The 18,519-nt window shown below is 75.0% G+C and carries 13 protein-coding genes; 9 read left to right on the top strand and 4 right to left on the bottom strand.

What is annotated here, in order from left to right; genetic code table 11:
- Positions 1 to 43: 43 nt before the first annotated feature.
- A complete protein-coding gene (locus tag ACIBPC_RS20990; RefSeq protein WP_398846644.1) occupies positions 44 to 1,486 on the bottom strand; it encodes an MFS transporter in 1,443 nt (480 codons plus the stop codon).
- Positions 1,487 to 1,617: 131 nt separating this feature from the next.
- Here ACIBPC_RS20990 and ACIBPC_RS20985 point away from each other — a divergent pair, with 131 nt between their 5' ends.
- The 4 genes from ACIBPC_RS20985 (at position 1,618) to ACIBPC_RS20970 (ending at position 7,882) form a co-directional block, all read left to right on the top strand.
- Positions 1,618 to 2,247 (top strand): TetR/AcrR family transcriptional regulator, encoded by a 630-nt coding sequence (locus ACIBPC_RS20985; protein WP_398846642.1) that lies wholly within the window; start codon positions 1,618 to 1,620, stop codon positions 2,245 to 2,247.
- A 50-nt stretch (positions 2,248 to 2,297) separates the two neighbouring features.
- Positions 2,298 to 5,501 carry a PDZ domain-containing protein gene (locus tag ACIBPC_RS20980; RefSeq protein ID WP_398846640.1) on the top strand — a complete coding sequence of 1,068 codons (3,204 nt, stop codon included), beginning with the start codon at positions 2,298 to 2,300 and terminating at the stop codon, positions 5,499 to 5,501.
- A 256-nt stretch (positions 5,502 to 5,757) separates the two neighbouring features.
- Positions 5,758 to 6,948 carry a Cmx/CmrA family chloramphenicol efflux MFS transporter gene (locus tag ACIBPC_RS20975; RefSeq protein WP_398846639.1) on the top strand — a complete coding sequence of 397 codons (1,191 nt, stop codon included), beginning with the start codon at positions 5,758 to 5,760 and terminating at the stop codon, positions 6,946 to 6,948.
- The gene (locus tag ACIBPC_RS20970) at positions 6,920 to 7,882 is read left to right on the top strand and encodes a phosphotransferase (RefSeq protein WP_398846637.1); all 963 of its coding nucleotides are present in this window, start codon (positions 6,920 to 6,922) and stop codon (positions 7,880 to 7,882) included. Before ACIBPC_RS20975 ends, ACIBPC_RS20970 begins: the two co-directional genes overlap by 29 nt.
- A 3-nt stretch (positions 7,883 to 7,885) precedes the next feature.
- On the opposite strand, the gene ACIBPC_RS20965 is transcribed toward ACIBPC_RS20970, so the two are convergent.
- Positions 7,886 to 8,371: a MarR family transcriptional regulator gene (locus ACIBPC_RS20965; RefSeq protein ID WP_362965363.1), complete on the bottom strand. Its 486-nt coding sequence runs from the start codon at positions 8,369 to 8,371 to the stop codon at positions 7,886 to 7,888.
- 281 nt (positions 8,372 to 8,652) lie between these two features.
- On the opposite strand from ACIBPC_RS20965, the gene ACIBPC_RS20960 reads away from it, so the two are divergent.
- The 3 genes from ACIBPC_RS20960 to ACIBPC_RS20950 all read left to right on the top strand — a co-directional run bounded on the left by ACIBPC_RS20960 (position 8,653) and on the right by ACIBPC_RS20950 (position 13,603).
- Complete coding sequence (locus ACIBPC_RS20960) at positions 8,653 to 9,000, top strand: DUF3817 domain-containing protein (RefSeq protein WP_362965361.1); 348 nt, start codon at positions 8,653 to 8,655, stop codon at positions 8,998 to 9,000.
- Positions 9,001 to 9,879: 879 nt separating this feature from the next.
- The gene (locus ACIBPC_RS20955; RefSeq protein WP_362965357.1) at positions 9,880 to 11,658 is read left to right on the top strand and encodes a cellulose synthase catalytic subunit; all 1,779 of its coding nucleotides are present in this window, start codon (positions 9,880 to 9,882) and stop codon (positions 11,656 to 11,658) included.
- Positions 11,659 to 11,665: 7 nt separating this feature from the next.
- Positions 11,666 to 13,603 (top strand): galactose oxidase-like domain-containing protein, encoded by a 1,938-nt coding sequence (locus tag ACIBPC_RS20950; protein ID WP_398846634.1) that lies wholly within the window; start codon positions 11,666 to 11,668, stop codon positions 13,601 to 13,603.
- 42 nt (positions 13,604 to 13,645) lie between these two features.
- Here the strand turns inward: ACIBPC_RS20950 and ACIBPC_RS20945 are convergent, their stop codons facing one another.
- Together ACIBPC_RS20945 and ACIBPC_RS20940 are read right to left on the bottom strand one after the other, a co-directional pair.
- Positions 13,646 to 14,647: a glycoside hydrolase family 6 protein gene (locus ACIBPC_RS20945; protein WP_362965353.1), complete on the bottom strand. Its 1,002-nt coding sequence runs from the start codon at positions 14,645 to 14,647 to the stop codon at positions 13,646 to 13,648.
- 106 nt (positions 14,648 to 14,753) lie between these two features.
- Positions 14,754 to 15,860, bottom strand: a complete 1,107-nt coding sequence (locus ACIBPC_RS20940) for a lipid II:glycine glycyltransferase FemX (protein ID WP_398847144.1) — start codon at positions 15,858 to 15,860, stop codon at positions 14,754 to 14,756.
- Between the two features lie 296 nt (positions 15,861 to 16,156).
- On the opposite strand from ACIBPC_RS20940, the gene murJ reads away from it, so the two are divergent.
- Complete coding sequence (gene murJ, locus ACIBPC_RS20935) at positions 16,157 to 17,926, top strand: murein biosynthesis integral membrane protein MurJ (protein ID WP_398847142.1); 1,770 nt, start codon at positions 16,157 to 16,159, stop codon at positions 17,924 to 17,926.
- A complete protein-coding gene (locus ACIBPC_RS20930) occupies positions 17,923 to 18,486 on the top strand; it encodes a SigE family RNA polymerase sigma factor (protein WP_398846632.1) in 564 nt (187 codons plus the stop codon). The genes murJ and ACIBPC_RS20930 overlap by 4 nt, the downstream gene beginning before the upstream one ends.
- Positions 18,487 to 18,519 lie beyond the last annotated feature (33 nt).

Raw genomic sequence — 18,519 nt, 5'->3', positions numbered from 1 at the left:
GTGTGCGAATCCGGGCCGGGGACCGGCCGGGTTCCGGTGTGGATCAGTGCATGGAGACGCGCGTCCCGGCCGGTGGGCGTCCGCCCGGTATGAGGAACGGGGCGAGCGCCGCTGTCACGGCCGCCACGGCGGCGGCCAGCCACAGCGCGTCGCGGAATCCCGAGGTGCCCGCGCCGCCGCTCGCGATGCTGACGGCGGCGACGCTGGAGACCACCGCGACACCGAGCGACGCCCCGAACTCGTGACAGGTGTTCACGACGCCGGAGACCAGTCCGGCCTCGTGGTGCGGGACCCGGGCGAGCGCCGTGGTCGTGGCGCAGACGAGGACGGCGCCGATCCCGGCGGACGCGAGGCTCATGCCGGTCACCAGCGTCGCCGTGCCGAGCGAGGCCGCCGGAACGGCGAGCGCCGCGCCCGTCACCAGCAGGGCGACGGGCGCCACCGGCCGCGCGCCGAACCGGCCCGCCGCGCGGCTCGCGGTGTGGGCGCCCACGACGGTCCCGGCCGCGACCGGCAGGAACAGCAGCCCGGTCGCCAGGGGCCCGTGTCCTGCGGCGCGCTGGAGGTAGAACGACCCGAGGAAGAACTGGGTGATCAGCAGCGCCGTGCCGACCAGCATCAGCACCACGCCGGTCACCACCGGCCGCCGGGCGAGGACCGCGAGGTCCATCAGCGGTGCGCGGGACCGCCGTTGCACCGCCGCGAAGGCGCCGTAGAGCACGAGGGCCAGGGCGAGCGTGCCCAGCGTCCAGCCGGAGCCCCAGCCGTCGTCGCCCGCGCGGATCAGGCCCTGGATCGCGGCCGCCGTGGCGGCGGTGACCAGCAGCGCGCCCGGTATGTCGAGCCGGTGCGCGCCCCGGCGCGGTGACCGGGGGAGGACGGACGGCAGCGCGGCCAGCAGCGCGAGGCCCACCGGCACGTTCACGAAGAAGATCCACCGCCAGCCGGGCCCGGCGGCCAGCAGCCCCCCGGCGAGGACGCCCACCGCCGACCCGGTGCCGCCGAGCGCGGCCCACACCCCGAGGGCCCGCCGCCGCTCCGCGCCCTGGAACGCGGTCGTCACCGCCGCCAGCGCGGCGGGGGAGAGGAACGCGGCGCCGAGGCCCTGTGCGGCGCGTGCGCCGAGGAGCAGGGCCGCCCCGGCGGGCCCGCCCGCCAGGCCGGCCACCAGCGACGCGGCGGTGAAGACGGCGAGGCCGCCGAGCACCGGGCGGCGGGGCCCCCACAGGTCGGCCGCCCTGCCGCCGAGGAGCATCAGCCCGCCGAAGACGAGGGTGTACACGCTCACCACCCAGGTGAGGGCGGAGCGGTCGAGGCCGAGTCCCGCGCCGATGTCCGGCAGCGCGACCGTGACCACCGTCACGTCCAGGATCAGCATGAACTGGGCGACGCTCAGCAGCGCGAGCGCCCGCCACCGGCCGGGCGCCCCATGTCCCGGATGCCCCTCGTGTGCCTCCGCCGCGTGGTGCGCGGAATGCGCGGCCATCGCATGCCCCCTAACATGTACAGCTCTGTTCGGTTTCCTGGCTCACGTTAACCCGTACACGGCTGTTCGGGAAGAGGGGTGCCGCAGAATGACACCTACGGGTGAACGGACGGGCGAGAGGCGGCGGGCGGATGACGCAGGCGGGCGAGGAGCAGCGGGTCAGGGGCCGCAGGGCCGACGCGAGGCGCAACGCCGAGCTGATCATCGACGCCGCCTGGGACATCCTCGGCCGGGACCCGGCCGCGAGCATGGGCGATATCGCGCAGGGCGCGGGCGTCGGCCGCGTCACGCTCTACAGCCACTTCGGTTCACGCCCCGAGCTGGTGGAGGCCGTCTTCTCGCGGGCGATGTCCGATGCCGACGCGTCGCTCGGCACGGTGGACCTCGGCGGCGACCCGCGCGCCGCCCTCGCCCGGCTGATCGACTCGTCCTGGCGCATCGTGGACCGCTCACGCGCCCTGCTGCGCGCCGCCCAGGGCGAGTTGTCGCCCGAGCGCATCCGCGACCTGCACGAGACCCCGATGCGCCGCATCCACGCCCTGATCGAGCGCGGGCAGGCCGAGGGCGCGTTCCGCGCGGACGTCCCGGCGGCCTGGCTCGTCGCGACCTTCTACGGGGTCCTGCACACGGCCGCCGACGAGATCACCGCCGCCCGCCTCGCCGAAAACGAGGCCCCCCACGCCATCGCCGGAACACTCCTCGCCGCCTTCACCCCGCCGGGACGGCCCGTACCCGAGGTTGCGGAGAGTGACGCAGGTTGACCCGCGTGTCGCAGCCGCTTCACCCGTTCGGCCCTCCCTAGCCTGGCCGGATGGACAAGCCGTTCTACGCCCGATTCCCCCATCCCCGCGGCGACTTGGTCACGTTCGCGGCCGAGGACGACGTCTGGCTCGCCCCGCTCGCGGGCGGCCGTGCCTGGCGCGTCACCACCGACCACGCCCCCGTCACCACGCCGCGCCTGTCACCGGACGGGGCGCACATAGCCTGGACGTCCTGGCGCGACGGCGTCCCCGAGGCGTACGCCGGCCCCTCGGACGGCGGCCCCGCGACCCGGCTCACCCACTGGGCCGGGACCGAGACGTCCGTACGCGGCTGGCTCTCCGACGAGGAGGTCCTCGTCCTCGCCTCGCACGACCAGCCGCTCGCGCGCTGGACCTGGGCGTGGGCGGTGCCCCTCGACGGCGGCCCCGCGCGGCGCCTGCCGTACGGGCCGGTGAACGGCGTGGCACGGGGTCCCGGCGGCGGCGTGCTGCTGATGTCGTCCACCATGGGCCGCGGCAGGGACGCCGCCCGCTGGAAGCGCTACCGGGGCGGCACGGCGGGCCGCCTGTGGATCGACCGCGACGGCTCCGGCGACTTCGCGCCCGTCCACGAAGGGCTCGGCGGCAACACCGAGTGCCCGATGTGGGTCGGCGACCGCATCGCCTTCCTGTCCGACCACGAGGGCGTCGGCGCCGTGTACTCCTCACTGCCCGATGGCTCGGACCTGCGCCGTCACACCCCGCTGGAGACCTACGCCCGCGAGGCCGCGACGGACGGCACCCGCGTCACCTACATGACACGCGGCCGGCTGCTCGTGCTCGACAGCCTCGCCCCCGACAGCGGCGGCCCCCGCCGCCCGGCCATCACGCTCGGCAGCCCGCGCTCCGCCCGCCGCCCCCACCAGGTGCGCGCCGCCGACCACCTCGGCGCCTACAGCCCCGACACCACCGGCCGCGCCAGCGCCGTCGAGATCCGCGGCACCCTGCACTGGCTCACCCACCGCGACGGCCCGGCCCGCGCACTGGCGGCGGAGCCGGGCGTGCGGGCGCGCCTGCCCCGTACGTTCGTCCGTGACGGCGTCCCGCACGTCCTGTGGGTCACCGACGCAGAGGGCGAGGACGGGCTCGCGCTGCGCCCCGCCACGCCCCAGGACGGCGAACCCCCCGTCGCCCCCCGGCTGTTCGCCGCCGGGCGGCTGGGCCGCGTGCACGAACTGGCCGTGACCCCGGACGGCACGCTCGCCGCCGTCGCCGCGCACGACGGCCGTGTCCTGCTGGTCGATCCCGCCGGCGGCGAGGTCACCGAACTGGACCGCTCGCCCTACGACCACGCCACGGGTCTCACCTTCTCACCCGACTCCGCATGGCTTGCCTGGTCCAGCGCAGGCCCCGTCCCGCTGCGCCAGCTGCGCATCGCGCCCGTACGCGGCTCCGAGCACGCCGTCACGGAAGTCACGCCCCTGCGTTTCCGCGACTACGCGCCCGCATTCACGCGCGACGGACTCCACCTCGCGTTCCTCTCCGAGCGGTCCTTCGAGCCTGTCTACGACGCCCTGGTCTTCGACGCCGGTTTCCCCGTTGCCGCCCGCCCGTGGCTGATCCCGCTCGCCGCGACCACGCCTTCCCCGTTCGGCCCCTTCCGCGAAGGCCATGCCCCGCAGCAGCCGGCGCCCGAGCAGGAGACCCCGGCCGTCACCGTAGACCTCGACGGACTGGCCGAACGCGCTGTCCCCTTCCCGGTGGACACGGGCCGCTACTCGTCGCTCCGCGCCTGCGCCACCGGCCTGCTGTGGCTGCGGCATCCGGTGCGCGGCGGTGAGGGCACCGCCATGGAACTCGGCACGGACACCCGCCCCACCCGCACCCTGGAACGCTACGACCTGGGCGCCCTCCACCTGGACGAACTCGCCCGCGACACCGCCCGCTTCGAGGTCAGCGGCGACGGTACGCGCCTCCTCGTCCACACCGGCAAGGGGCTGCGCGACCTCCCCGCCACGGGCACCGGCGGCGGCGCGGACGGCGCCCGCGACGTGGACCTCGCCCGCATCCGCGTCACCGTCGATCCGTCCGCCGAGTGGCGCCAGATGTACGACGAGGCGGGCCGCCTGATGCGCGACAAGTTCTGGCGCGCCGACATGGGCGGCACCGACTGGGCCGCCGTCCTCGCCGACTACCGGCCGCTCCTCGACGCCCTGGGCAGCCATGGCGACCTGACCGACCTCCTCTGGGAGGTCCAGGGCGAACTGGGCACCTCCCACGCCTACGTCCTCACCCCCGAGCCGCCCGAGCCCCCGCACGGCCGCGACGGGCTCCTCGGCGCCGAGCTGACCCGGGACGGCGACGGCGTGTGGCGCGTGGTCCGCGTGCTGCCCGGCGACCCCGCCGACCCGGCGGCCCGCTCCCCGCTGGCCGCCCCCGGCGTCGCCGTACGGCCCGGGGACGCGCTGCTCGCCGTGGACGGCCGCCCCGTCACCCCGGCAGGTCCCGGACCGCTGCTCACCGGAACGGCCGGGCGGCCCGTCGAGCTGACGATCGGCCCGGCGGCGGGCGGCGGCCCCCGCCACGTCGTGGTGGTGCCGCTGGCGACCGAGGCCCCGCTGCGCTACCAGGCGTGGGTCGCCGACCGCCGCGCCGCGACGGCACGCCTCTCCGGCGGCCGCCTGGGCTACCTGCACGTGCCGGACATGATGGTCCCCGGCTGGGCCCAGTTCCACCGCGACCTGCGGACGCAGACCGCGTACGAGGGCCTGGTCGTGGACGCCAGGGGCAATGGCGGCGGGCACTTCTCCGAGCTGGTGGTCGAGAAGCTGGCGCGGGAGGTCATGGGCTGGAAGGTTCCGCGCGTCGGGCAGCCGAGGACGTACCCGATGGACGCGCCGCGCGGGCCGGTCGTGCTGCTGGCCGATGAGCACGCGGGTTCGGACGGCGACCAGGTGGCCGCGGCCGTGCGGATCAGAGACATCGGCCTGGTGGTCGGGCGCCGCACGTGGGGCGGCCTCGTCGGCATCGACCTGCGGTACACCCTGGTGGACGGCACGGTCGTCACGCAGCCCACGTTCGGAAGCTGGCTGGAGAACGGCTTCGGCTACGGGGTCGAGAACCACGGGACGGACCCCGACGTGCCCGTGGACTTCCGCCCGCAGGACTGGGCGGCGGGAGAAGACCCGCAGCTCGCCGAGGGCGTACGGCAGGCGCTCGCCGCGCTGGAACGCCGCCCCGCCGCGGTCCCGCCGCCGTCTCCGGACTCCGCCTGATCCGGGGGCCGTGAACGCCGGGCGGCGGCAACCGCGTGGACGTGGCGCCGTCCGGACCGTTACGCTGCCCGGCATGTCGAGCCCCGAAGCGTCCAGAGTCCGGCCACCGGTCCGCCGGTGGCCGCACGCGACGCCGCGCTGACGCGCCTTCCACCACGCCGCCGTCCCTGACGCGGCGCCGCTCGCCCAATGCCACCGGTACGCCGTATCGCCGCCCTGTCCATGGCGTGGTCATACGTTGCCGCGGAGTACCGCTGTGCCTTTTGTCCTGTACCTGCTCGCCCTCGCCGTCCTCGCCCAGGGGACGTCGGAGTTCATGCTGTCCGGCCTGCTGCCGGACATCGCCGCCGATCTGGACGTCCCGCTGTCCGCCGCCGGTTCGCTCACCTCCGCGTTCGCCGTGGGGATGATCGCCGGGGCGCCGCTGCTGGCCGTCGCCAGTCTGCGCTGGTCGCGCCGCCGGGCCCTGCTCGGCTTCCTGACCGCCTTCCTCCTCGCCCATGTCGTCGGCGCGCTGACGACGAGCTACGGCGTCCTGCTGGCCACCCGCGTCGTCGGCGCGCTGGCGAACGCCGGGTTCCTCGCCGTCGCCGTCGCCACCGCCACGGCGCTGGTCCCGGCGAACGCCAAGGGCCGCGCCCTGTCGGTGCTGCTGGGCGGTGTGACCCTCGCCTGCGTCGCCGGTGTCCCGGCGGGCGCGCTGATCGGGAACGCCTGGGGCTGGCGTGCCGCGTTCTGGGCTGTGGCCCTCGTGTCGCTGCCCGCCCTGGCGGCGATCCTGCGGTCCGTCCCCTCGGGCCCGCCGCCCGCCGCGACCAGCGGTGCCCGCCGCGAACTGCGCGTGCTGCGCAGGCCCCGGCTGCTGGTGACGCTGCTGCTGGCCGCGCTGGTCAACGGCGCGACGTTCTGCTCGTTCACCTATCTCGCCCCGCTGGCCACCGAGGTCGGCGGCATCGGTGACGCGTGGGTGCCCGCCGTCCTGGCGCTCTTCGGCATCGGCTCCTTCGCGGGCGTGACGGCCGCGGGCCGGATCGCGGACGCACGGCCGCGTCCGCTGCTGGTCACCGGCGGTGCCGCGCTGCTCGCCGGGTGGGCGGTCCTGGTGCCCGCCGCCGGGTACGCGCCCGCGCTGCTCGCGCTCACCCTGGTCCAGGGGGCGCTGTCCTTCGCCGTCGGATCGACGCTGATCGCCCGTGCCCTGTACGCGGCGGACGGCGCGCCCACGCTGGCGGGCGGCCTCGCGACGGCGGCGCTGAACGTCGGCGCGGCCCTCGGGCCGTGGCTCGGCGGCCTGGCGATCGACGCGGGGCACGGCTACCGCTCGCCGCTGTGGGTCAGCGCGGCGCTGGTCGCGGCTGCCCTGGTGGCGGGCGGAATCGCCTGGTACGTGTGGCGCGGCGCCCGTTACGTTGGGCCGCGTGAAGCAACGGCCGCCGGACATCTCTGACCGATCGCTCGGCGACACCCTGGCGGCGTGGGGCCTCCGCGGTCCCGCGCCGTCGTGGGTGCCCGCCGGATTCGGGGACCACCACTGGACCATGACCGGTGACGACGGCCGCCGCTGGTTCCTCACCGTGGCGGACCTGTCCGACAAGCCGCACTGCGGCCCGGACATCTCCTCCGCCCGCCTGGGGCTGCGCCGCGCGATGGACACCGCGTACGCACTCCGCGCGCTGCCCTTCGTCGTGCCCCCGCTGCGCACGGCGGACGGCGCTACGGTCGTCGCGCTGGGGGAGCGGTACGGGGTCAGCGTCTTCCCGTTCACGCCCGGTACGCCCGGCCGCTTCGGCGAGACGCGCACCGCCGGGGAACGCCGCCTCGTCCTCGACCTGCTCGCCACCCTGCACAGCACCCCGCCCCCGCCGGACATCCCGCCCTACCGACCGGACATCCCCGGCCGCGCCGCCCTGGACGCCGCACTGTCGGAGACCGGCACCCCATGGAACGGCGGCCCCTACGCCGAGCCCGCCCGCGCGCTGATCGCCCGCCACGCACCCGCGCTGCGCGCCGTCACGGCCGCCTTCGACCGGCAGGCGGCCCGCCCGGTCGGTACCCCTGTCGTCACGCACGGGGAGCCGCACCCGGGGAACGTCCTGCGCGACGGGGAACGCCGCCTCCTGGTCGACTGGGACACCACCGCCCTCGCCCCTCCGGAACGCGACCTGTGGCTCGTCACCGACGACCCCGCCGACCTCGCTCACTACGCCCGCGCCACCGGCCGTACGCCCGACCGGGACGCCATGGCGTTCCACCGGCTGCGCTGGGACCTGGACGACACGGCGGCGTTCCTCACCTGGTTCCGCGCACCCCACGCGGAGGACCCCGACACCGCCGAGGCCTGGGCGGGACTCACCACGACCGTCGCACGGCTCGCGGCCTGACGGTCAGGGGCGGCGGCGGTCGTCCCGGTCGCCGTGCAGGTGCTCGGAGACGGGGACGAGCGCCTCGGTCAGCGCCGCCAGCGCGTCGGGCGGCAGGAGGTCCACGAAGTTGCGGCGCACGGACGCGACGTGGTGCGGCGCCACCTCCCGCATGGTCGTCCAGCCCTGCTCGGTGAGGACGGCGAACAGGCCGCGCTTGTCCGAGTCGCAGCTCTCCCGCCGCACCAGCCCGGCCTTCTCCATGCGCGTGATCTGGTGGGACAGCCTGCTCTTCGACTGGAGCGTGGCCGCCGCGAGATCGCTCATCCGCATCCGGTGCTCCTCGGACTCGGAGAGGTTCACGAGGATCTCGTAGTCGTACATGGTGAGGCCGAAGGGCTGGAGGTCCCTTTCGAGCCGGTGCGTCAGCAGCTTGCTGACGTCGAGATGAACGCGCCAGGCGCGCTGCTCCGCCTCCGAGAGCCAGCGGGTCCCGTTGTCCGTGTCCATGTCCCGAACTCTAACCGGCGCGGGGGCCGAGCCCGAAGTGGCCGGAAACAGATTCGTACAGATGACCGCCCGGCCCGTTCCGTCGCAGGCCGGGGCGGGGGCGCGCGGCCGTCCCCGGCATGGCCGGAAGCGGGCCGTCCGCGGCTGCCCGGGGCCCGGGGCCGGGTTCCCCGGCGGTGCTGTCACAATGGCGGGGAGCTTGTGCGCGCGTTCACAAGATCGCTCGCGGCATCCCAGAGCACGGCAGCCCACCCGGCCTCCCTCCGAAAGCGGGACACATCATGGACCTGAAGACCGCCTCCGCCCTGCACCGGCTCCGGCTGGTCTCCGCGCCCGAGGCCGCGTCGTTCCTCATCCTGCTGGTCTGCTCCGTGCTCCGGCGCACCACGGACCTCGACTTCGTCCCGGTGATGGGCGCCGTCCACGGCGTGCTGTGGGTGGCGTACCTGATCCTGTGGGCGGACGCGTGGAACCGCGCCAAGTGGGGTTGGAAGACCGCCGCCTGGTACTTCGTGATGTCGGTCCTGCCGCTGGGCGGCTTCTTCGCCGAGCGCCGCCTGCGCCGCGTCCAGGACGACGAGGTGATCGCCGCCCGCGCCCGCCGCGAGGGCGTCGTCCACAACGCCTGATCCCGTCCCGCCCCAGCACTGTCGATCGCCACCGTCTTATGGACCGTCCTGGTCCCGCTCCGCATCCTCTGCGGGGCCCTGATCTGGGCGGCAGGCGCAGGCGGCGCCCTGCTGGAGGAGCAGTGCCGGTACGGGGCGGTCGGCCCTGACGACCTCTCCGGCTACCGCGACAGCTCCCTGCCCTCCGGGGCCCCTGCTGGAGACGAGCGAGCGCAACTTCCCGCCCGGTGTGCGCTGCGTCTTCGCGGACGGCACGGTCATCGACGGCTCCGCCGACCACGCGGCCCTGTTCTGGGGGCTGGCCATAGCGATCGGCGCCGTCCTCGTCGTGGCGCTCGCCCTGGAACTGACGGCCCTGCGCCACCGCACCGCCCCCGCAGGACGGCCAGACTCGCCTCCGCCGCAGCCGTCGTCCTGCTGTTCTTCCGCCTCGCGCGTGCCCTGCTGGGGCGCTACGGCGCGGACGTCTGCCGTGGCGTCGGCGGCCTCCAGGAGGGCAATCTGCGGGAGATCGAACGCTCCCTCCTCACGCCGCAGACCACCTGCGTCTACCACAACGGCGACGCCTACCATCTGGTCCCCAGCTGGCTGATCGCCGTCTGGTGGGCGGCCGTGGCCGTGCTGCTCCTCGCCGTCGCCGGATGCGCCGTGGCCCTGCGCCACCGCCGCGCCGCCGCCCCCGCCGCGCCCCCCGAGGAAGCCGCCGTCGGCGCCGACACCCCCTGACGCCCGCCCGCCGCACGCCCGTTCCCCGGCGCCCGTCACTCCCCGGCGCCACCGCGTGACCCTTGCGGACCTCCCCGGCTCGACATCACCCCCGCCCTGCCATGGGGTGGGAAATGTCGGATTTGGGACTCCTGTCACCCGCGAGGAGGCGCCGTGCGGCGTACGCGACTCGACGGTCATCGCTACGACTACGAGAAGTACAGCCGGCTCGCCGGCCCGCTCGCCGAGCCGGAACCGGGCTACCGCGTGCGCTACCGGAGCCTCATCTCGGGGGAGCCCCACCGAATACGAGCCACCCTCCTCATGACGCTCGCCCCCGCCCTGTCCGCCGTGCTGCTCGTCTGGCTCGTCTGGCCGAGCCACTGGACCGAGCGCGACCACGCCCCCTGGTACCTCCCGGCGGCCGACGCGGTGATGCTCGGCTGCATCGCGCTCGTCGAGGTGTTCCGGCTGGTCAACGTCGTCTCCATCGCGCACGCCACCCTCGTGGCGCGCGACCCCGTGCCGGTGGTCCCCGAGGCGGGCACCCGTGTCGCGTTCCTGACCACCTACGTGCCGGGCAAGGAACCGCTCGCCATGGTCCGCGCCACGCTGGAGGGCGCGACCGCCCTGCACCACACCGGGCCGCTCGACGTCTGGCTGCTGGACGAGGGCGACGACCCCGACGCCCGCGCCCTGTGCGACGAACTCGGCGTCCTGCACTTCACCCGCCAGGGCGTCCCCGAGTGGAACCGCCCCACCGGCCCCCACCGCGAGCGCACCAAGCACGGCAACTACAACGCCTGGCTCGCCGCGCACGGCGACGAGTACGACTTCTTCGCCTCCGTGGACACCGACCACGTGCCGCTGCCCGACTACCTGGAGCGGATGCTCGGCTACTTCCGCGACCCCGACGTCGCGTTCGTCGTCGGCCCGCAGGTGTACGGCAACTACGACGGCCCGGTCACCAAGGCCGCGGAGAGCCAGCAGTTCCTCTTCCACGCCCTCATCCAGCGCGCCGGGAACCGCTACGGCTGCCCGATGTTCGTCGGTACCAACAACGCCGTCCGCGTCAGCGCGCTCAAGGAGATCGGCGGCCTGTACGACTCCGTCACCGAGGACATGGCCACCGGCTTTGAGCTGCACCGGCACCGCAACCCCGCCACCGGCCGCCGCTGGCGCTCCGTCTACACCCCCGACGTCCTGGCCGTCGGGGAAGGCCCGTCCTCCTGGACCGACTTCTTCTCCCAACAGATGCGCTGGTCACGCGGTACGTACGAGACACTGCTGCGCCAGTACGGCCGCGGGCGCCACCGCCACCGGCCCGGCCCGCTGTTCAGCTACTCGCTGATGCTCGCGTTCTACCCCATGGCCGCCGTGACGTGGACGCTCGGCGCCCTCGGCTGCCTGCTGTACCTCCTCCTCGGCGCCTCCGGCACTCAGGTCGCGTCCTCCGCCTGGATGATGCTCTACAGCGACGTCGCCGCCCTCCAGATCGGCCTGTATGTGTGGAACAGGCGGCACAACGTGTCGCCCCACGAGCCCGAGGGCTCCTCCGGCGTTGCGGGCATGGCGATGTCCGCGCTGTCCGCGCCGATCTACGCGCGCTCCCTCCTGGACGCCGTACTGCGCCGCAACAGCAGGTTCGTCGTCACCCCCAAGGGAGGCCGTGCCAGCGCCGACCGGCCCGCCACGTTCCGCCTGCACCTCGCCTGGGCGGCCGTGCTGACCGTCGCGCTGCTGGTCTCCGTGGTGCTCGGCCACGACCACGGCGCCATGCGCTGCTGGACGCTGCTCGCCCTCGTCGTCTGCCTCGCGCCGCCCGCCATCTGGGCCTGGACCCACCGGCCCGAGCCCGCACCCGCCGACCGCACCCCCGACCCCGCGGAGCCCGGCACCACACCGGAGAACGCCCCGCCGCCCGCCATGGCCGCGACGACCAGTGGGAGCTGACTGACGTATGAGGTACCGCCCCAGCAAGCGGTTGAAGAAGACCGCCATCGGCACGGGAGTGACCCTCCTGCTCGCCGGGATGAACCTGCCCGCCGCACTCGGCTTCGCCCAGGACCGGCTGCACGAGTACCGCATATCCCGGCCCGAGTACATGGCCCAGTACGGCTCCTGGGACGTCATGGACGTACCGGACGAGTTCCGCACCAACGCGATCCACGCCGCGCTGCTCCGTACGGGCAAGGTCCTGCTGATCGCGGGCTCGGGCAACCAGCAGAAGGACTTCGACGCCGGGACGTTCGAGTCCATCCTGTGGGACCCGGCGGACAACACCTACAAGAAGGTCGAGACGCCCGACGACCTCTTCTGCGCGGGCCACGCCGCCCTCCCGGACGGCCGCCTGCTCGTCGCCGGCGGCACCGCCCGCTACGAGGTGCTCGGCGACGACGTGACCCACGCGGGCGGCGCCATGATCCTCAAGAACGAGGACCCCGACCGCGAGCACACCTTCCCCAAAGGCACCCGCCTGCGCTCCCCTGACGGCCTCGAATACCTCACCGAGACGGACGTCACCCTCCCCGCCGCCGCCAAGAAGGACGCCGAGGACCCCGACGACGCCGCCACCGTCACGGCGGCCGAGGCCCGTGTCTTCGTCTCCGCCGCCGAGGAGGGCGAGGAGTACGTGACGGACGAGCCCGCCCAGTACGCCGTCGCCGGGCTCAGGGGCGCCGACGCGCGCAACGTCTACGGGCTCGCGGAGGCGCTGACCCTGGAGGACCAGGACTTCCAGGGCATCAAGGCGGCCTACGAGTTCGACCCCGAGGCCGAACGGTACGTGCCCGTCGAGCCGATGGACGAGGCCCGCTGGTACCCGACGCTCACCGCGCTCCCCGACGGCCGCGTCCTCACCGTCTCGGGCCTCGACGACGTGGGCGAGGTCGTGCCGGGCGTCAACGAGATCTACGACCCGGAGACGAAGACCTGGTCCGATGCGCCGGACCGCTACTTCCCCACCTACCCGGCCCTCTTCCTCACCCAGGGCGGCAAGCTGTTCTACACCGGCGCCAACGCGGGCTACGGCCCGGCGGACAAGGGCCGCGACCCTGGCCTGTGGGACCTGGAGACCAACACGTTCACCGAGGTGGGCGGCCTGCGCGACCCCGACCAGCTGGAGACGGCCGCGTCCCTCCTGCTGCCCCCGGCGCAGGACCAGCGGTTCATGGTCCTCGGCGGCGGCGGCGTGGGCGAGTCGGAGAAGTCCACGGCGCGCACCGCCGTCGTCGACCTCACCGAGGAGGACCCCGCGTTCCGCGAAGGACCCGCACTGCCGCAGGGGACCCGCTACCTCAGCAGCGTCATCCTCCCCGACGACACGGTGTTCACCTCGGGCGGCTCCGAGGACTACCGGGGGCGCGGGAAGAGCGACGTGCTGAAGGCGCAGTTCTACGACCCGGAGGCGGACGAGTTCCGGCCCGCCGCCGCCCCGACCGTGGGCCGCAACTACCACTCCGAGGCGCTGCTGCTGCCCGACGGCCGGGTCGCCACGTTCGGCTCCGACCCGCTCTTCGGCGACCGGGACAACACGCGGATGGGCTCGTTCGAGGACCGCGTCGAGATCTACACCCCGCCCTACCTCCAGGGCGACCGCGCCGAGAACCGGCCCGTCCTCGGCGAGGGACCCGGCCACGTGGCGCCCGGCGGCACCGCCACCTTCGCCACCGGCGACGCCGACCGCATCACCGAGGCCCGCCTGATGCGCCCGAGCGCCGTCACGCACACCACCGACGTCGAGCAGCGCTCCATCCGGCTCGGCGTGGAGGCCGGCGAGGGCGAGGTGGCGTTCACCGTCCCGGAGGACCCGTCCCTCGTGCCGCCCGGCTGGTACATGCTGTTCGCCACCGACGCCGAGGGCACGCCGAGCGAGGCGTCCTGGGTACGGGTCGGCTGACGCCCCGGCGCCCCTCCCGCCCGCGCGGCGGCACCCCGTACGTCAGGGTGCCGCCGCGCGCGCCAGCTCCAGCGCGTACTCGGGCCACCACTCGCCGGCCGCCGGGCCGCCCCTGCACTCCCCGTCCGACTCGCCCGGCCGCTTGATCCACAGCAGCGCGTCCGTCAGGGCGTCACCGGTGTCGGCGGTCGGCGGCGTCCCCAGGGCGCGGCCCGGCGGGTTGCACCACGACTCCTCGCCGCCGTCGTAGGGCCCGTTGCCGTTGCGGCTGGTGTCGATGACGAAGTGGGCGCCGTCCAGCAGCTCCGACAGGGCGCGGCCGTACGCGGTGTTGTCGGACAGCGTCTGGAAGTTGGCGACGTTCAGCGCGAAGCCGTCCGCGCGCTCCACGCCCGCGCGGCGCAGCGGGTCGGCGATGCGCGCCGGGTCGGCGATCCACGCCGGGTTGCCCGCGTCGAGGTAGACCCGCGTGTGGGGCTGCCGCTTGAGCCGGTCCACGGCGTCGCCCAGCGTCGCCAGCCGGTCCTCGACGTACATCGGCGCGGTGCAGCCGTCCACGATGTGCGGCACGGCGTCCGGCTCCAGCACCACGACGGCGTGCGCGTCGCCGATGCCCTCGGCCAGCGCGTCGATCCACCCGGCGTACGCCGCCTCGTCCCGCGCGCCGCCCTGCGAGTACTGGCCGCAGTCACGGTGCGGGATGTTGTACGCCACCAGCACCGCCGTCGTCTCCCGCGCGGTCGCCGCCTCCGTCACCTCGCGCGCCCACGCTCCCGGGTCCTCCTCGCCCGGCGCCCAGTGCGCGAGCGGCCGGTCGGCGATCCTGCGCAGGACACCGGCGTCGTCGGTACGGCCTTCCGCCTCCCACTCCGCCACCTGCCGCGCCGCCGGGCTGTCCGGGTCCACCCAGAACCGCTCGTCGGCCGTCCCCGCCGCCGCGCCCCCTTCCCGGGGACCGTCGTGGGCGGCTTCCCCGCCCGAGGAGCAGGCCAGCGCGAGGACCGCGCAGCACAGGACAGCGGTGACCGACGAACGACGCAGCATGCCGTCATCGTGACACGCCGTCACCGCCGCGCCGTGGACCTCGCGCCGCGGACCGGCCGCGGCTCCCCCTCACCGCCCGTCGCTCCCCACTCCCCACCGCTTCTTGTCACCTCTTGTCCAAGTAGCTCTTCATCGCCCGGTGCAGCGTCCTGTTCACCGCGCCCTGGAGCGGCAGCTCCCACTCGCCCAGCATCTCCACCGCCTCGCCGCCCGTCCCGAGCTTCCACCGCACGAGGCCGAACGGCCGGTCCGCCGGGTCCAGCGTGTCCGGTATCCCGCGCATGTCGTACACCGAGGCGCCCATCGCGTGCGCGTCGCACAGCATCCGCCACTGCAGGCCGTTGCTCGGCCGCACGTCCCGCCTGTGGTCGGCGGACGCACCCGTCAGGTACCAGACCCGCGCCCCGTCGGGGGAGCGCAGCAGCGTGTGCGCCGCGAGCAGTTCGCCCCCGTGCCGCGCCGTGTACAGCCGCATGGTGCCCGGCTCGTCCAGGTTCAGCGCCGCGTACTGCCGCTGGTAGTACTCCAGCGAGCGCCCCAGGCGGAACCCGTCACGCCGCTCCGTCACCCCGAGCAGCTCGTGGAACCCCGGCAGGTCCTCGGGGCCCGCCACCTCCGTCCGCACGCCCGCCTTCGCGGCCTTCTTCACGTTGCGCCGCCACTCCTGGCTCAGCCCGGTCCACAGCCCGTCCCGGTCACGCCCGGCGAGCGGCACCTCGAAGACCAGCCGCGGCTGCGCGTCCGCCGCGCCCGCGCCCTCCTCGCCGCACCGCGTCCAGCCCGCCTCCCGCAGCCGGTCCGCCACCACGGCGCCCAGCGGCTCCACGCGGTCGGGCAGCACATCGCCCACCCGGCGGCCGGGACCTGCCGCGTCCTTCAGCGTCCGCGCGGACCACCGCCGGTACGCCAGCGGCGGCCCCATCCGCACGGCGAACGCGCCCGCCTCCCGCAGCCGGTCGAGCAGCGGGCCGAGCCACTGGTCGAGGTCGGGCACCGACCAGTCGATCACCGGACCCTCCGGCAGGTACGCGAACCACCGCCGCAGGCGCGGCACCTGGCGGTACAGCACCAGCGCCGCGCCGACCAGCCGCCCGTCCACCAGCCAGCCCAGGCTCTCGGCACGCCAGCCCCGCTTCACGGCGGCCCAGGCCGGGGTCTGGAGGAAGCTGACCTGCCCCGGCGCCGCGCCCGTCCACAGCCGCCGTTCGGCCAGGAACGCGAGGTGCTCCGCCGAGCTGAGCGGGACGAGCAGCGGGTGCGTCGGTCCCGGCGCCGGTATCTCGGACAGCGGCGCAGGCGGCAGCTGCTGCGCCCAGGGGCGCTGGATGGTCGTATCGGACACGGGACTTCCCTCCGCGACGGCGGCCGGGCCGCGCGGCCCGGGAGCGGGCATCAGGTACAGCCCACTCGCAGCTCCTCACGTCCGGGAGACCCGCGAGGTGACAGAGAGATTTGCGACAGCCTCCCGATGGGGTGGCCGGGCGGCTGCCCTGGCACAATCACCTGCTCATGGGCAAGCACAGCAGACGCGGCGTCACCGCTCCCGCCGCCGCCATCGCCGTGGCCCCGGCCAAGCCGCCGGAGCGCACCGGGCGGCACGCGGGACCCGCGGCGGAGACGGCGCCGCGCGAGGAGGCCGCGCCGTCCGGCTCGCCCGGCCGGGGCAGCGCGATCATGGCCGCCGGGTCCCTCGTCTCACGGGCGACCGGCTTCGTGCGCACCGCCGTCATCGTCGCCGCGCTCGGCACGACGCTGCTCGGCGACGCCTTCCAGATCGCCAACACGGTGCCGAACATCGTGTACTTCCTGATCCTCGGCGGCGCGCTCAACTCGGTGTTCGTCCCCGAGCTGGTCCGCGCCCGCCGCACCCACGCCGACGGCGGCGCCGCCCACACCGACCGCCTCCTGACCGCCTGCCTGCTCGGCCTGCTGCTCCTGACCGCCGCGGCCATCGTCGCCGCGCCCTGGCTGGTCACGGCGTACGCGCCCGACTTCACCGCGGCGCAGCGCGACCTCACCGTCGCCCTGGCGCGCTACTGCCTGCCGCAGATCCTGTGCTACGGCCTGTTCACCCTGCTCGGGCAGGTCCTCAACGTGCGGGGCCGCTTCGGCGCGATGATGTGGGCGCCGGTCCTCAACAACCTCGTGGTCATCGGCGTCTTCGGCCTCTACCTGGCGATAGCCTCCGACGTCACCGAGGCGGGCGCGATGACCGGCGGCCAGGCCCTGCTGCTCGGCCTCGGCAGCACCGCCGGTGTCCTCGCCCAGGTGCTGGCGCTCATACCCCCGCTGCGCGCCGCCGGTTTCCGCTGGCGCCCCCGCTTCGACCTCCTGCACGCGGGGCTCGCCGCCCCCGTACGCGCCGCCGTGTGGACGGTGCTGCTCGTCCTCGTCAACCAGCTCGCGCTGTGGGTCGTCACCCGCCTCGCCACCTCCTCCGCCGTCCGCGCCGCCGCCGAGGGCGTCACCACGGGCGTGGGCTTCGCGGCCTACACGAACGCCTACCAGCTGTGGGTCGTCCCCCAGGGCATCATCACCGTCTCGCTCGGCACCGCCCTGCTGCCCCGCATGAGCGTCGCCGCCGCGGACGGCACCCCGCGCGCCGCCGGTCGCGACCTGGCCTGGGGACTGCGCCGCAACGCCGTCGCCGTCGTCCCCGCCGCCCTGGTCTTCCTCACCCTCGGGCCGCAACTGGCGGGCGTCATCTTCCAGTACGGGCAGACCACCGAGGCGGACGTACGCGTCCTCGCCTGGATCCTCATGGCCTTCGCCGCCGGGCTGCCCGCCTTCGCCGGGCAGTACCTCGTCGCCCGCGCGTTCTACGCACTCGGCGACACCCGTACGCCGTTCCTGCTCAACCTGGTCATCGCCGCCGTGCAGGCGGGGCTCGCCGTGTGCGCCTACGCACTGCTCCCGCCGCGCTGGGTCGTCGTCGGTATGGCGGGGGGCTATGCCATCGCGTGCACGGTCGGGCTGTTCTGTACGAGCCGCGCCCTCGTACGCCGCATAGGCCGCTGGCCCGGCACGCTCGGCACCCACCTGCGCGTCGCCCTTGCCGCCGCACCCGGCGCGGCCGCCGCCCTGCTGATCGCCGACCGCTGCACCGCCCGCCTCGGCGAGGGACCCGTGGGCGACCTGGCCGGTCTCGGGCTCGGCAGCACCGCGCTGCTGCTGTCCGTGCTCCTGTTCGCGCGCCCGCTACGCGTCCCCGAGGTCGGCGAGATGGCCGCCCCCGTCGTGCGCCGCCTGCCGGGCGGTGCGCGGCGGCGCCGCTCATGAAGGGCGGTGACGGCGCGGCGCGCGAGGACTTCGCGTCCTTCTACCACGCCTCCGCCACCCGGCTCGTCGCCGCCGTCTACGCCGTCACGGGCGACCTCGGCGACGCCGAGGACGCCGTGCAGGAGGCGTACGCCCGCGCCTGGCAGCGCTGGGCCGCCCTCACCGCCGACGGCGACCCCACGCCCTGGGTCCGCACCGTCGCGCTCCGCCTGGCCGTCAGCACCTGGCGCAAGGCCCGCAACCGGCTGCGCGCCCACGACCGCCACGGCCCCCCGCCCGACGTCTCCGCGCTCGCCCCCGACCACGTGGCGCTGGTCGCCGCGCTGCGGGCGCTCCCGGCCGACCAGCGCACGGCCGTCGTCCTGCACCATCTGCTCGACCTGCCCGTCGCCCAGATCGCGCGCGAGACCGGCGCGTCCGAGGCTGCCGTCCGTACCCGTCTCAGCAGGGCGCGCAAGGCACTGCGCCCCCGGCTGGCCGACGACCCCGCGGTCGGACGGCGCCTCGGCGCCCCGGACGGCGGCGGGACGACGCGGCCGAAGGGGGCGGGTGCCCGATGAGCGCCCGCACCCGGCGCCCGGCTCCGGCTCCGG

It is taken from the genome of Streptomyces sp. NPDC049879, from assembly GCF_044461265.1.
GTDB lineage: Bacteria > Actinomycetota > Actinomycetes > Streptomycetales > Streptomycetaceae > Streptomyces.
Note: the sequence above shows the minus strand (reverse complement) of the source record. Positions and strands in the feature narration are given on the sequence as shown.